This is a genomic window from bacterium (assembly GCA_009926305.1).
In the GTDB taxonomy this organism is placed as follows: Bacteria; Bdellovibrionota_C; UBA2361; order UBA2361; family RFPC01; genus RFPC01.
The window spans coordinates 17,756-31,997 of sequence record RFPC01000026.1 but is presented as its reverse complement, the minus strand read 5'-3'; the positions used below and the strand labels follow the sequence as shown (position 1 = coordinate 31,997).

Genomic DNA, 14,242 nt, shown 5'->3' with positions numbered 1-14,242 from the left:
CTTCTGAGAAGTCGTATGAAATCCCTTTTTTCAGATCGGAAACACCACCAAGAAGAATAACAGAATGAATTTGCTCTAAAAGTGTCGAAGGGAAATGTGAGAATGATAGAGCAACATCGATAGCTCCTGTCGAGTGACCTACGAGAGAGACCGGGAGGTTGGGGGTAAGCTTTGTTGCGAACTCAAAAGCAGTGATTACTTCCTTCGCCTCTTTTGTCATAGTTTTATTTTCAAACTTTCCCTTAGAGCGACCCGAGCCGCTGAAGTCAAGCCTCAAGACATTGTAGGAGTTTCGAGAGAAGTCTTTCATTCTCTGTGAAACGATGTAATCGCTTGATCCTGGAAAACCATGGAAGAAAACGAGAGTTCCTTGAGCATCGTCAGTGCGAGAAAATTGACTCCACAATGCTTCTCCTTCATGATTATTAAATTCAAGAGTTTCTATACTAGTGGACATTTCTTACCCCCATTGAGCTCGTGCCATGAAGCTTTATAGCCAAAATGAAGAAATTGAGCACTTCGAAGAACAGATTGCGTATTATCGTAACGAATTGTCAAGCATAGATCCAGGACAACGTTTATTGCTTTGTGATGAAAACCGAGTCAGGTTTGCTGCTGTTCTTCTCGCTGCGTATGAAAGCGGAATCGTTGTTGTCCCCCAACCTCCAGCGCTTTCTACAAGTGCCAAAGACTTTCTTCTTTCTCATAGTAAACCAGCTGCTGTTTGGAGTAATGGACAGCTGGGTCAATTGTCAACACAAGAACCAGCGTCTAAGGATTTAAGGCTTATAGTATACACCTCTGGTACAACTGGTGAGCCTAAGGGAGTAAAATCTTCCTAAATCTTTCTCTCTCTCGGCAATCGCTCGAGCTCTACCCAGTTGGACGACTAATTCGGAAATACTCCATCCCACAAATAGCTCGATCAAACGCAGCTCAAGCTCTCCATCCTTAACAAATAGCTCCATCAGTGTAACTAACAACTAATACATCGCTTTTAAGATTTCCTACCTGTTCCATTGAATAAAAGTAATATGTTCGATGTATTATCGTAGCAGAACACAAAGAGAAATCTTGCCGTACGAGATCAACGTAGCTCAACCTCAACACCAGCGAAGAAGAGCTGTGGTGCACCTGGCCGTGCACCCGCAGGGCGTCTAGCGACGACATACCTCTCATCAAAGAGATTGTAGACCGAGGCAAAGAGCTTCACCTGCTCTGAGAGCACTATCTCTCCCTTCAGATCAACGACAAAAAAACTATCGGTTTCATCTTGGCTCGTAAGCCCAGCCTGCCCGGCAATCGTTGGCATCTCACTTTGATAATGCGCCTCAATACCAATCGAATGCTCTGGGGCTGAAAGCGCTAATCCAAAGGAGAGTTGATTTTCTGCAATATACGGAATTGGATCTCCACTATTAACGAGCCCAAAGAACTCACTATCAAAATCAGACTGAAAAGATGCATCCGTATAGGTATACGCGAGAAAAAATGGAACTTGATACGTGGTAAAGTCTAATGTTTTTCCAAAGTCATATTTCAGACTCGCTTCAACACCAAAGACTTCTGCTGCTCCTCCATTGTAGAGATCCCCTGTCCCCTGACCGCCGGATGATACTGTATCTGCTCCGAGCAGGTTGTCGTAGTCGTTATAAAAGAGCACCAGCTCAGAACGGAAATCGCCATCAATATAATTGCCTCCCCACTCATAATTCACACTCTTTTCTGCCTCTACTTCACTACTACTCGTAGGCCCAGGGGGAGAAAATCCACGGTGCACTCCGACAAACGCACCAACAGTATCGGTCACTTGATAATGAGCTCCGATACCAGGGATGATCTGATCCACGGAATTGGAGTTCTTCTTTACGTTAGCACCACTGCGGGAAGGATCACTTGTTCCGTAATCCTCACGGAGAAAGTCAATCCGCTCATATCGGATTCCTGGCGTGAAGGTAAAGTCGTTATACGTGATGCGATCGGTTGCCGAGAGCGCGAGCGCCTCAGCACTTCCAATACGGTTCGCATTACTGCCTGGTGCGCCATCTGTCGTCTGCAGGAGGGTGCCGTTCGTTATCTGGTAGAGATCTTCATCTTGGAATCTATCCTCTTCATCTTCGTGATAGCGGATTGAGAACTCAATCTCATGGTGAAGAGCACCCGTAGAGACGTCTAATCCGAGCGTCGACTGCACCCCGTATGCTTCGTAATCACGTGCATTGTTTCTTAATGAAAGAGCATCGATGGGACTGTCCGCATCCCCACGAATCCAAGAAAGCTCCTGAGAGTAAAGTAGGGGATTAGAAAAAATATTCGTGCTTGATACTCCACCTGACTTCTCGAGCTTAAACCAATTCCTCGAAGTCGTGTTATAATAACCGACTGTAGTCAGATCCAACCCACTACCAAACTCAACAAAATGAGTCAGAGTAAAAGCACGCCGATCAACTTGAATGTTGTCGAGCTGTGTTCCAGCATACCGGCGGTAGGGGGTAAGGGTAAAATCATCATCAGTGAGCCCAACGTAAGTCTCGTTCGAGTCCTGACTATAGTAATTTGCCTTTAATTCAAGCGTCTGGAACAACTCCGCTTCGGGTGCTGAGTTCAGTCGAAATTTGCCGATATAGTCTTCTAACTCAAAGCCCGTATCTCCCCCATTATCCAGTACTTTGAATCCATCATTTGTCTGCTGATAGGTCTCAAAAAGAACTCCCCCTCTCGAAACGCTATTGCCGATAGAAGTATGAATCTTTCTTCCATCATTCTCCCCAAATTCGGTCCGCCCAAAGAATCGAAAGTTCTCAGGGATACCCGTGGAAAGCATATTAAGACTTCCTCCAGTGGTATATGGGCCATACTTAATGATACTTGCTCCCTTCAGCACCTCGATTGACTCCATACGACCTATCGGTGGAAAGAAATATGCTGAAGGCGCAGAGTACGGCGCTGGTGCATTCAACACTCCATCTTCCATTACGGTGATGCGGGAACTCCTCTCAGATGAAACACCTCGAAAACCAATGTTGGGTCTCAGCCCTAATCCATCTTCTTCCTGAACATTGACACCTGGAACCCTACGGAGTACACGGTGCGCATCGTCAATGCCACCAAGAGACTCTTCCATCTCTTCTGCTTCCATAAAATAAATCGAACCTGGAATTGTATCCTCAACTTCCTTTGAACCAACTACGGTTATTCTTCGAGTGATTTGACCAAACCCATTTTGCTGATCTTGCGCGGCAACCTCAGAAACACCAGACACAGCGAATAAGATAAGAACCACCAACATCCAATTTATGCCGTACGTACTCCATTCGCGTTTCATTATCGTAACCCTCTGGCTATTTCTCAGATTCTCATTCATTTACTTTTTTCTTTCGTGCGAAGAAGAGAAACCATTCATCCCACACCAAGAAGCATATGCCAATGCGTTGTTTGAGATACCAAGCAAAACGATGGGATGCAATACGAAGAGAGAGAAAATCTCACTCTACCAAGCACCTGAGGATAGAATCTCTTTGTTTCCCAAATGGTTAAATCGGTTATCAACAGATTGAGGTTTCATATTCCTCAAATGCTCACTATCCTCGCAATCGCCAACTACTCGGGTCGTAAGAGCTCTGTAGCACCTTGTGAGAGGAGCTGTTCACCAACCCTCCTGCCGATCTCCTCTGCTTCCTGAAGCACTCCGCTTCCTGAAGCTCGAAGTGTTCGTAAAGAACTCTGGTCATAAACCTCTGCTCGAAGCGATACCTCGTTATTTTGTTCCACGGCAGAAGCAAATATAGAAACCGCTGAATGACAGTCTCCTTCCAATATTTTTGCAACTGCTCTTTCAGCGAAAAAACAAGCAGTATCTCGCTCAGGAGCAAGTGTCCCTAGCTGATCAATCAGTGCTAAACGATCGCGTCGTACTTGAACACACAACATTCCTTGATTTACTGCTGGTAGCATTTGATCTGCTGAAAAGACTTCTCCCTTCACTACCAATTCTGAGCCCATTCGATGTACGCCGGCTGCCGCAAGAATAATCCCGCCTAACTCCATGTTTCCATCATCAAGTTTTTTCACCCTCGTTTGTACATTTCCTCGAACATCTATCAGTCGAAGATCTCCTCGCAACCGTTTGACCTGCGCTTGTCTCCGAAGACTAGCAGTCCCAACGACAGCACCCTCTTCTAGCTCCGAGAACAACACTCTTCGACCTCTATCGGAACAGAACTTACCGATGAAGAGATCATTCGGATTCTCACGTGAAAGAACTGGAACGAGAACCGTCTCCTCATGAATATCGCATGGCACGTCCTTACCACTGTGGAGAGCGATATCAAGGGTTCCCTCAGCCACACCGAGTTCAAGTTCATGAATCCACTCTCGCTTATCTGAAATCGCGGCCTCCGGTGTCTCCTGCTTTTTATCGCCCGTAGTTTTCACTACCAAGAGCTCAAGCTCATCCTCTGAATGGGCGGCGAGAAAGGCATTACTGAACAGCTCTACCTGAGCAAGAGCCAAAGCACTTCCTCTTGAGCCAAGTATGTATTTCATTTTAGGGAGTCTCCGTCTCTTTCCAGCATCTTCTCTGGATACTTTGCCCTGATTGTTTACAAAATCTGTAAGGAAACTACCACTTTTTCACTCAAAGAAGTAAGCTCGAATGGAAATAGATGGAGGAAAAATGGCTGAAGCACTTCCTGAGTACGACTCATTACTGTTTGTCTCTTTTGGTGGCCCTGAGGCTCCTGAAGAAGTAATGCCTTTCCTTGAGAATGTGGTTCGTGGCAAGCCAGTGCCACGTGAGCGGCTCCTTGAAGTTGCCGAACACTACTATGACTTCGGCGGGAAGAGTCCGATCAATGAGCAGAATAGAGAGATTATTGCGAAACTGACAGAGGAGCTGAAAGCACACGGGATACACCTCCCGATTTATTGGGGCAACCGCAACTGGAAGCCCTACCTGCACGAGGCGCTGGATGAAATGAAGCGTGATGGCAAAAAGCGTGCACTTGCTTTCTTTACCTCTATGTTTAGCTGCTATTCAGGATGTCGACAATATCGTGAGAATATCATCTGCGCACAAGAGCAAGTGGGGGACGACGCCCCCATCGTTGAAAAAGTACGGATGGGATTTAATCACCCGCGGTTCATTACAGCCGCTACTGCTCAAGTCGCTGAGGCCCTCGAGCTTCTTTCTCCTGATAAGCGGGAACGCGCTGAACTGGTATTCACAGCACATAGTATACCTCTTGGAATGAGCAAAAATGCTGCCTATGAACTTCAGCTCAATGAAGCGTGCCGCCTCATAACAAAAGAGCTTGGCAGAGATGACTACACATTATGTTTCCAAAGCCGAAGTGGCCCACCGTCTCAACCGTGGCTTGAGCCAGATGTACTTGATGTGTTGAGGGATCTGGCAGCACAAGAACGGGATGTCGTGGTGCTTATGCCGATTGGGTTTGTCACAGACCACATGGAGGTCATGCAAGATTTGGATGTTGAGTGCACTGAAGAAGCCGAAGAACTTGGCATGACATTTCTGCGAGCAAATACCGTGGGAACCCATCCAGATTTCATCTCAATGATCCGAGAGTTGATTGTGGAGAGAATATCTGGGACTGAGGAAAGGCTTGCCCTTGGAGAACTAGGCGCGTGGCATGATGTATGTCCCGTAGACTGTTGTAAGTATGATATGCCTCAGCGTCCAAAGCCTAGCGAGGGTGGCTCGCGAGAGGAAAACTCGGATCGCCCGACCAGCAGCGGTGGGCGCGCATAGTCCTTTATTATCAGGCCTTACACCTAGTAATCTACACCGATTAATCCGCTCAGCTAACGGAGTTCAAGACACTCAGTTTAGAACTGCCTTGACTCTACGCACTCCAGCAGAACTGCTCTGTTCCTTTTTGATTTTGAAGCGACCATATTCGCTGATGTCATTCGTACTCTCTACATGAGGCCCACCACAGAGCTCCTTACTCCAGAGTTTTTGAGAGCCATCCTCAAATACATAGACTTTCACCGTCTCTGGATACTTCTCCCAAAAGCTTCCTTCTACCCCGCTACTCTGCGCTTCTTCCTTCGGCATCGTAAGCATGGTTACTTTTGCTTGAGAATCAATCGCCTCATTCACGTAATCCTCAACCGCTTTGACCTCCTCTGGAGTCATCTTATCGGGATGGCTAAAGTCAAATCGGATTCGTTCCGCCGTGATATTGCTCCCCTTCTGGTGGACATGATCGCCAAGAACCAGTCGTAAGCCAGCAAGCATCAGGTGGCATGTACTGTGAAGCGCTGTTGTCTTCTCGCTGTGATCAGCAAGTCCTCCCTTAAACTTCCCTTCGGCAGCAGTCCGACTTTTCTCTGCGTGTGCCTTCGCTGCTTCCTCAAAACCTTCTGGATCAACAAGTACTGCCTCGTGCTCTGTAAGAAACTCCTCGGTAAGCTCTCGAGGGAATCCAAAGGTTTCATAAAAGTAAAACGCATCCTTGCCGCTTACCTGCCCCTTTTGCTCGAGATGTTTTTTCATCTCACGCTCGCCCGTGTGAAGCGTTTTCTGAAACTGTTCTTCTTCCTTTTCAATGACCGAAAGAATATTTGCGGAAGATTGAGCAAGCTGCGGATAGGCAGAGGCCTCTTCAATATAAATAGTCGCCAGTTTCGACAAAAATGGGTCCTCAATACCAAGAGACCGGGCAACTCGAATAGCACGCCTTACGAGCCGTCGCGTAATGTAGCCAGCATCACTATTCGCTGGCGGTGCCCCATCACCTATGAGAAAGGTTGCCGCTCGAGTATGATCAAGAATTATACGGAATGCTCGTTCATTGTTTTCGTACGCTCTTCCTGTAATGTTCGAGAGCTCTTGAAGGGGATTCTTAAAGAACGTCGTCAGATACGTATCCGGATCCCCATTCACAGCTGCTGCTAGTCGCTCTAGCCCCCCACCGTAATCGATATTTGGCTTCTCTAATGGAATGAATCCCTGATCTGTCTTCTGATATGACATGAACACGTTATTACCGATTTCCAAGAACCGTCGATCAGAATCAGCGGGGTGGTCATTTGGAGCCCCGTCAGGATCAAAATCGAAAAACATTTCACTATCAGGACCACCTGGCTCTCCTATAGGCATATTTGCCGGAACTCCTGACCTGCTCCACCAATTTTCTTTTTCGTTATAAACAAAAATTCTTCCGCCTCGAGAAGCACCATATTTCCACGGCTCATCTTCGACGGTCGGCTCTATGCCCGCATCAAGAAAAAGATCTCGCCAGATATCAATCGCTTCATCATCTCTTGCGATTCCAAAATCCTTGTTACCCTGATAGACCGTTATATAGAGTCGGTCGGCTGCAAGACCTAGCTCTCCAACCTGCCACTTCCAAATAGCTTCGATCTGAGTTCGCTTGTACTGGCTTGGATCCGCGCCAAATTCCCATCTTCCAGTCATCTCGAAGAAAGTTAAGTGAGAGCTATCTCCTGTCTCATCAATATCACCAGTTCTGAGACATTTCTGAACATTCACAATATCAGTTCCACTCGGGTGAGGCTCGCCGAGGAGATAGGGAATCATTGGCTGCATGCCACTTCCGGTAAATAGAGTAGTTGGATCGTTTTCTGGGAGGAGACTTGAGGACGGAACAATGACTGAACCTTGCCTCTCCATGAACTTCAAAAATGACTGTCGTAACTGATCTGGGGTCAAAGCGCCTCCTTTTTGTGATCACAATTGCCCTAGGCAAAGTCCTCTATTTCTACAGAAGACTCAACACCCAGAGGAATATCAGATAAAGAAGTGAGCTACAATCACAACCTGTCCCAGGTACTGCTTAAAGACACCTCATAGAACGGGTTCAACATCCTCTCGGAAATATCATGGCGGAGCCCTCAAAGACGCGCTACCTTACCTGAAGAACTTGGGCTCCGAGATCGAGAACTCTCCCTCTCAAGAGGCCATGCTGCTCCAGAAAACATGTTCATTAAGGAAAACAACGATGAATACCAGAGGATACGCTAATCACTCAGCAGAAGGACGCTTTGAGCCTTTTTCCTTTACGCGTCGTAATCCAGACGCCAACGATGTCGCAATTGATATTCTCTACTGCGGAATTTGCCATTCCGATATCCATACCGCTCGAAGCGAATGGGGCCCTGCTTTTTATCCTTGCGTACCAGGACACGAAATCATTGGGGTTGTTCGCTCGGTTGGCAAAAATATTACTCACTTTTCTGAGGGACAGACCGTGGGAGTCGGATGCATGGTCGGCTCCTGTTGCTCCTGTCATTCGTGTAATGATGGGTTAGAACAATACTGTGAGAAAGGATTCGTTGGAACGTACAATTCTCCACTTCCAGACGGAGATTATACGAAGGGAGGGTACTCTAATCATATCGTGGTAGACGAGCGGTTTGTTTTCTCGATACCAGAAAACTTAGAGCTTGCTGGCACCGCTCCTCTTCTTTGTGCTGGGATTACCACTTATTCTCCTTTGAAGTTTCTGGGCGTAAGAGATGGTTATCGTGTCGGCATTCTTGGTCTTGGTGGACTCGGACACATGGGCGTAAAGCTAGCCGCCTCCTTCGGCGCAGAAGTGACCGTACTTTCAAGGACACCAGAAAAAAGTACAGATGCAGAACGGCTTGGCGCCGCCCATTTTGTGCTTACATCTGATGAAGCAGCAGTCTCAGACCGGCTTGGATACTTTGATGTCATACTCGACACCGTCTCAGCTCGGCATGATATAGGACAAGCTCTTAGCTTACTCAAGCGAGAGGGCACACTCGCTCTTGTAGGTGCCTCCGAAAAACCTTTGGACCTGCCTCCATTTCCTCTCATTTTTGGGCGACGAAAACTCATGGGCTCTCTTATTGGAGGGGTTCCTGAGACTCAAGAGATGCTTAATCATTGCGGAAAGCACGGTATTACCTCAGACATTGAGCTCATCGAACCGTCACAGATCAACACGGCCTATGAACGCATTCTTAAAAGCGATGTAAAATACCGCTTCGTTATAGATTGCAAGCAGTTTTAAGTGTGAAAAGCAGGGAAAACCAATCCCCTCTCCCCCAGTAAATGGCTATTAAAAGAGCTTCACTGTGGGTATAATCAGCTAGTTAGCAGAACATTTTGAGCTAAGCCCCACTTCATAGTATAACGCTGTTTATCTTTTGGGGGAGATTAGCTTATGTTCGGAGAAAAAAGAGAGAATCAGCATTACCATCCACTATCGGGCTCACTACCTTCATTTCGAAGCGGAGAGCCTTTTCTCAGGCTCTCAAAACAACCTGAAGACAAAATTTTTGCCCTCAACGCCCGCTTTAAAGCAGCAGAACGAAGCTACCACTCAGGGAAGCTTGAACTCGAGCCCATTAACCTAGGGATAGGAAAGTTTGTTAATGACAAGGGGCAAACGCCTCAGATGGAGAGTGTCTCCCGAGCTGTCGACCGGGCTCGTGTACGGTTGAACGTAGATAAAAATGGGGGATATCTTCCAATTACGGGAGAGCCGAATTTCTGTGCAGGCGTTGAAGATCTTGTTCTTGGTCAGAATACAGCGCACTCCCTACGACAGGAAGGAAGACTGGTAACAGTGCAATCTCTTGGCGGAACAGGAGCTCTCAATCTTGCTGCGCAACTCCTCAAACAAGGCGGCGTCTCGGAAATATATGTTAGTAATCCAACCTGGGCCAACCATCACAAGCTGTTTAATACAGCAGGTCTGGAGACACCCGCATTTCCTTACCTGAACTGGAGCACAAACACTTTAGATTTTTCAGAGATGATGGAGTCTCATAGTGAGCTTTCCCGAGGAACAGTGATCAAAGAGGATGCGTGCTGCCACAATCCAACGGGATGTGACCGGACGAAAGAGCAATGGGATGAATCTGCAGAGCTTTACAAAAAGCGAGGTTTGGTTGCTTTATTTGATTCAGCTTATGCAGGGTTTGGCGACTCTGTAGATCAAGATCTTTATGGCGTTCGGAAGTTTGTTGAAATGGGAGTCCCTACCCTCCTCTGTTTTTCATTCTCAAAAACTGCAGGTCTCTACGAAGAACGGCTAGGGGCTCTTCTGGTGATTACCCCCCCTGACACAGGCTCCTCACAAGAACAGTCTCTCAGAATAAAAGAAAACTTGGCGTCTATAATCAGAACAACCTACTCAAATCCCCCAGCACTCCATGCCAGAGCCATGGCAGAGGTCTTGTTACAGACAGAGCCCCGTGCCCAGTGGCTACGCGAGCAAAAAGAGATCGCAACACAGATTCAAAACGGAAGAGAGCTCATGGTATCGGCCCTTGAAAAACGGGGCCTTTCCACTGGGGAAATCGCCACTCAGAAGGGAATGTTTTCGTTCTTGCCGATCAGCGATAGTATCGCTGACCGCCTTGAGAGAGATGCGCAGATTTACATGGTAGGGAAACGCATTAACTTTGCAGCAGTCAAAGCCCACAATATTGAGGCGATAGCTGATAGAATAGCGAGTCTCTCGTAGTATTACGCTCTGAGACAGTATAAAAGTCACCTTACCGAATAGAGGGCCTTACCCAACAGAGCTGAGGCGACATACTTGTATTGCAAAACGATTTCTTCGTTAAAACTCCAGCCTTGGATGAGCCTTTCGTCCTTCGAATTCTCGTGCGATGTGGTTTAAGCTCATAAGCTTCTGAGCCTCTAACTCAATAGCACTTTTAATGGATTCATTAAGTTTTACTTTTTTTCCGATCTGATTCCAGGCATCTTGCTCAGCAGCTTGTTCAATACATACCGTCTCAAGAGCCGCGAGTACAATCTTCTCTCCTTCAACCCGCATTGAGAGTTCATGAGAAAATCGGGTAAGAAGAGCGATAAAACGAGGTGGCATTACCTCAAGGACTTCACTGAGCTCACTACTCCCTCTCTTGTATGGAACTCCGCTCTCATTGCTTAACTCGTAGATCCTGGCCGAGTATTTATCAATCTCCTGAGAAATATCTGATGAGACTTGCTCGCCAAAAAGTCTCCTTTTCTCGCTCTGTACCGCATCGAACGCTTTTACTCTTTGATCAAAGAGAAGAAGCGCCGAGCTCCTTACAACCTCAACTCCGTTGTTGTTCCTTGGAAGTCCGGGATGTGATGTTCCACGAATACCGCTTGGGCTGAGAGGACAATCGCTATTACTTGAAGAACTTGGTTGATTCATCATGGTGAGGTGTTTCCTTATATGCAGCTGTCACAACAAGCGAAGACAGGCTTGCCTAACATACTATTATTACATTGTCTTTTCGGAATCCCCGAAGACGTTCAGGAGCGAGCGTCTTCACCCATACACCAGTGCTGATCAGTTAAGCTCAATCTGAACTCTTAAGCAAAAAACTTTTATTTTAGCGCTTCGCTACGGTTCAAAAGGAAAGTATCGTGACGCAAGTGACTTTGTTTACTACCATTTGCTACAAAACATTTTATCGAGAGCTTTATGCCCGAAACCACATTCCCGACTCAAGCGCGCGTTATAGTCATCGGCGGTGGCATCATTGGGTGCTCGGTAGCGTATCACCTGGCAGAGATGGGCTGGAAGGATGTAATACTCCTGGAGCGAGACCAACTGACTTCAGGAACCACGTGGCATGCCGCCGGTCTCATGACAACCTTCGGCTCAATGTCAGAGACCTCTATTGGTATGCGTCGATACTCTCGAGAGCTCTATCAACGACTGGAAAAAGAAACTGGTCAGTCTACTGGTTATAAAGAAGTGGGATTCATAGAGATAGCCTCTGACCGCGATCGACTTGAAGAGTTTCGTCGGGTTGCTGCTTTTAATCGATACTGCGGGATTGATGCAGAAGAAATTTCGGCTTCAGAAGTCAAAAAACTCTTTCCATACGCTGAAGTTAAAGACGTACTTGCAGGATTTTATGTTCGCGAATCAGGTCGCATAAATCCTGTTGATGTAACGATGGCACTCGCAAAAGGAGCGAAACAAAAGGGGGTTACTATCCTTCAAAATACGCCCGTAGAAGAAGTCTTAATCTCCAACGATGTGGTGTCGGGTGTAAAGACAGCCAAAGGCGATATCACGGCTGAATTCGTGGTAAACTGCACTGGCATGTGGGCGCGCCAGCTCGGAGAACGCTCTGGTGTTACTATTCCGAATCAAGCCGCGGAACACTACTACCTGATTACCGATGAAATTCCAGGAATTCCCCGCGATCTTCCAATTTTGGAAGACCCTTCGTGTCACGGCTACTATCGAGAGGAAACGGGTGGCCTTATGATCGGGCTCTTTGAGCCAGAATGCGCCTCATGGAATCTTTCCCAAATACCAAATGACTTCTCGTTTGGTGACATTCCACCCGACTGGGAACGGATGACTCCGTTTCTTGAGAAAGCAATGAGCCGAGTTCCCGTATCACTCGAGACTGGGATACGAAAGTTTTTCTGTGGACCAGAGAGCTTCACTCCTGACCTCGGACCTATTGTTGGAGAATCACCAGAAGTAGGGAACTACTTTGTTGCAGCAGGACTTAACTCAGTAGGAATCATCACTGGTGGTGGACTTGGACGAGTTGTCGCGCACTGGATCGTCAATGGGCATCCAGATGTTGATGTTACTTGCTCCCTCAACGTAGATAGATTTCACAAATATCAAGCAAATCAGGAGTACAGGCGTCAACGTGCCCTGGAGTCTCTCGGTCTGGTCTATAAATGTCACTATCCGACTCGAACGCCTCAGACTGCGAGAGGAATCAAGCGCTCTCCGTTTCACGATCGACTCGCGAAGGCTGGAGCCTATTTTAAGGACGTCAGTGGATGGGAATCTCCTGATTGGTACTCTCCTAGCGGTCCCGTTACATCAGAGCCCACTCTTACTTGGGGACGACCCGACTGGTTCGCCCAATGGGAAGAGGAGCATAGAGCCTGCCGAGAAGGTGTGATCGCCATGGACATGACTTTCATGTCTAAGTTTTTAGTGCAGGGGAACGATGCGGGAGAGACTTTGAACTACATTTCTGCCAATGAAGTAAATGGGAAAGCAGGATTGATTACGTATACCCAGTGGCTTAATCACCAGGGAACGCTTGAAGGAGATGTTACGGTTATCAAAGTAAAAGAGAATCAGTTCATTGTAGTTGCAACTGATACAATGCACAGACATGTTGAGACATGGCTACGGAAAAATACCCCTCGATCTGCTCATGCTACTATCACTGATGTCACAAGCGCTTACGGACAACTCAATATTCAAGGACCCAGGTCGCGCGAGCTGCTTCAAATGCTTACTACCACCGATCTTTCAAATGAAGCATTTCCGTTCCGCACTGCCCGTGAAATAGATATCGGACTGGCGCGAGCACTCTGTGTTCGAATCACGTATCTTGGTGAACTTGGATATGAACTCAACATCCCTGCTGAACAAGCCGCCTACGTGTATGATCGTATCCTCGAAGTTGGCGCTCCTTTAGGACTCCGACATGCGGGCCTCAAGGCGCTCTCAAGCCTCCGCATGGAAAAGGCATACCGAGACTACGGGCATGACATCGACAATTTGGATTCCCCCTATGATGTAGGATTGAGTTTTGCTGTAAGACTGAAAAAAAGCGGTGACTTTATTGGCAAAGACGCCTGTATCAAGAGAAAAGCAGAAATTCCCTTAAAAAATCAACTACTCCAATTCTTACTGCTCGACAGCGAACCGCTGATGTTTCATGGAGAAATTATTTACAGCAATGATATCCCATGCGGATATATTCGCGCTGCTTCTTATGGACATACTCTTGGAGGAGCAGTTGGTCTTGGAATGGTCGAGGCGAAGGTGCCAGTCACTGAAGAATATATTCACGACACCGATTGGAAGATAGAAATTGCTGGGAAGAAGTATCCTGCTCAAGCTTCCCTCGCTCCGATGTACGATCCAAAGATGTTGCGAATTAAAGCCTAGAACTATTCGGTAAAAAGGCTACTACTTGTTTTCAAAAAGAGTGAGCTCTGATAACGACACTAATTTATAATTCTGATGCGTGCCTTTTCGACCGTTCTTTTCTTCTTTTACCGGAATAGGGACTGGCTCTTCTCCACCACCCTGAATAGCTCCATCGAGCACCTCACCCAGGCTCTCTAGCCCCTGCTTCACCTTATCAACGAGCTCTTTGCCCGCGCTCTTTATATCTTCAATGATTCCCATTCTACTGTATGATCCCGCGTGTTTTCTCTTATTAATGACGGTAACTGAGGAATGCTTCCTACCAGCATAGGATAGCAGCGAAATGCCGC

Annotated in this window: 11 protein-coding genes; 5 read left to right on the top strand and 6 right to left on the bottom strand. The window is 47.0% G+C overall.

Features of this window, described 5'->3' with window-relative positions; all coding sequences use genetic code 11:
• Positions 1 to 457 (bottom strand): alpha/beta fold hydrolase (locus EBR25_06125; protein NBW40571.1); only part of this gene is annotated, 457 nt, incomplete at its 3' end.
• Between the two features lie 25 nt (positions 458 to 482).
• On the opposite strand from EBR25_06125, the gene EBR25_06120 reads away from it, so the two are divergent.
• On the top strand, positions 483 to 842 hold the full coding sequence (locus tag EBR25_06120) for a hypothetical protein (protein ID NBW40570.1): 360 nt from the start codon (positions 483 to 485) through the stop codon (positions 840 to 842).
• Between the two features lie 245 nt (positions 843 to 1,087).
• Here the strand turns inward: EBR25_06120 and EBR25_06115 are convergent, their stop codons facing one another.
• Entirely contained in the window at positions 1,088 to 3,364 is a 2,277-nt protein-coding gene (locus EBR25_06115) for a TonB-dependent receptor (GenBank protein NBW40569.1), read from the bottom strand.
• A 236-nt stretch (positions 3,365 to 3,600) separates the two neighbouring features.
• Entirely contained in the window at positions 3,601 to 4,545 is a 945-nt protein-coding gene (gene hemC / locus EBR25_06110) for a hydroxymethylbilane synthase (GenBank protein ID NBW40568.1), read from the bottom strand.
• Between the two features lie 130 nt (positions 4,546 to 4,675).
• Here hemC and EBR25_06105 point away from each other — a divergent pair, with 130 nt between their 5' ends.
• A complete protein-coding gene (locus tag EBR25_06105; GenBank protein ID NBW40567.1) occupies positions 4,676 to 5,770 on the top strand; it encodes a ferrochelatase in 1,095 nt (364 codons plus the stop codon).
• Between the two features lie 72 nt (positions 5,771 to 5,842).
• Here EBR25_06105 and EBR25_06100 read toward each other — a convergent pair whose 3' ends face one another.
• Positions 5,843 to 7,699, bottom strand: coding sequence for an alanine--tRNA ligase (locus EBR25_06100; GenBank protein ID NBW40566.1), 1,857 nt, complete (start codon positions 7,697 to 7,699; stop codon positions 5,843 to 5,845).
• A 289-nt stretch (positions 7,700 to 7,988) separates the two neighbouring features.
• Between EBR25_06100 and EBR25_06095 the strand changes: the two genes are divergently transcribed.
• Both EBR25_06095 and EBR25_06090 read left to right on the top strand, forming a co-directional pair.
• Complete coding sequence (locus tag EBR25_06095) at positions 7,989 to 9,026, top strand: NAD(P)-dependent alcohol dehydrogenase (protein NBW40565.1); 1,038 nt, start codon at positions 7,989 to 7,991, stop codon at positions 9,024 to 9,026.
• Between the two features lie 153 nt (positions 9,027 to 9,179).
• The gene (locus EBR25_06090; GenBank protein ID NBW40564.1) at positions 9,180 to 10,487 is read left to right on the top strand and encodes an aminotransferase class I/II-fold pyridoxal phosphate-dependent enzyme; all 1,308 of its coding nucleotides are present in this window, start codon (positions 9,180 to 9,182) and stop codon (positions 10,485 to 10,487) included.
• Positions 10,488 to 10,586: 99 nt separating this feature from the next.
• Here EBR25_06090 and EBR25_06085 read toward each other — a convergent pair whose 3' ends face one another.
• Positions 10,587 to 11,177: a hypothetical protein gene (locus tag EBR25_06085; protein NBW40563.1), complete on the bottom strand. Its 591-nt coding sequence runs from the start codon at positions 11,175 to 11,177 to the stop codon at positions 10,587 to 10,589.
• Between the two features lie 270 nt (positions 11,178 to 11,447).
• On the opposite strand from EBR25_06085, the gene EBR25_06080 reads away from it, so the two are divergent.
• Positions 11,448 to 13,910, top strand: a complete 2,463-nt coding sequence (locus EBR25_06080; protein ID NBW40562.1) for an FAD-dependent oxidoreductase — start codon at positions 11,448 to 11,450, stop codon at positions 13,908 to 13,910.
• Positions 13,911 to 13,931: 21 nt separating this feature from the next.
• On the opposite strand, the gene EBR25_06075 is transcribed toward EBR25_06080, so the two are convergent.
• On the bottom strand, positions 13,932 to 14,153 hold the full coding sequence (locus EBR25_06075; protein ID NBW40561.1) for a hypothetical protein: 222 nt from the start codon (positions 14,151 to 14,153) through the stop codon (positions 13,932 to 13,934).
• Positions 14,154 to 14,242: the final 89 nt, after the last annotated feature.

What these genes read in the sequence shown, in the direction of transcription:
- EBR25_06120 (NBW40570.1), top strand. Translation starts at nt 483, where the DNA reads ATGAAGCTTTATAGCCAAAATGAAGAAATTGAGCACTTCGAAGAACAG.
- EBR25_06115 (NBW40569.1), bottom strand. Translation starts at nt 3,364, where the DNA reads ATGAATGAGAATCTGAGAAATAGCCAGAGGGTTACGATAATGAAACGC.
- hemC (NBW40568.1), bottom strand. Translation starts at nt 4,545, where the DNA reads ATGAAATACATACTTGGCTCAAGAGGAAGTGCTTTGGCTCTTGCTCAG.
- EBR25_06105 (NBW40567.1), top strand. Translation starts at nt 4,676, where the DNA reads ATGGCTGAAGCACTTCCTGAGTACGACTCATTACTGTTTGTCTCTTTT.
- EBR25_06095 (NBW40565.1), top strand. Translation starts at nt 7,989, where the DNA reads ATGAATACCAGAGGATACGCTAATCACTCAGCAGAAGGACGCTTTGAG.
- EBR25_06090 (NBW40564.1), top strand. Translation starts at nt 9,180, where the DNA reads ATGTTCGGAGAAAAAAGAGAGAATCAGCATTACCATCCACTATCGGGC.
- EBR25_06085 (NBW40563.1), bottom strand. Translation starts at nt 11,177, where the DNA reads ATGATGAATCAACCAAGTTCTTCAAGTAATAGCGATTGTCCTCTCAGC.
- EBR25_06080 (NBW40562.1), top strand. Translation starts at nt 11,448, where the DNA reads ATGCCCGAAACCACATTCCCGACTCAAGCGCGCGTTATAGTCATCGGC.
- EBR25_06075 (NBW40561.1), bottom strand. Translation starts at nt 14,153, where the DNA reads ATGGGAATCATTGAAGATATAAAGAGCGCGGGCAAAGAGCTCGTTGAT.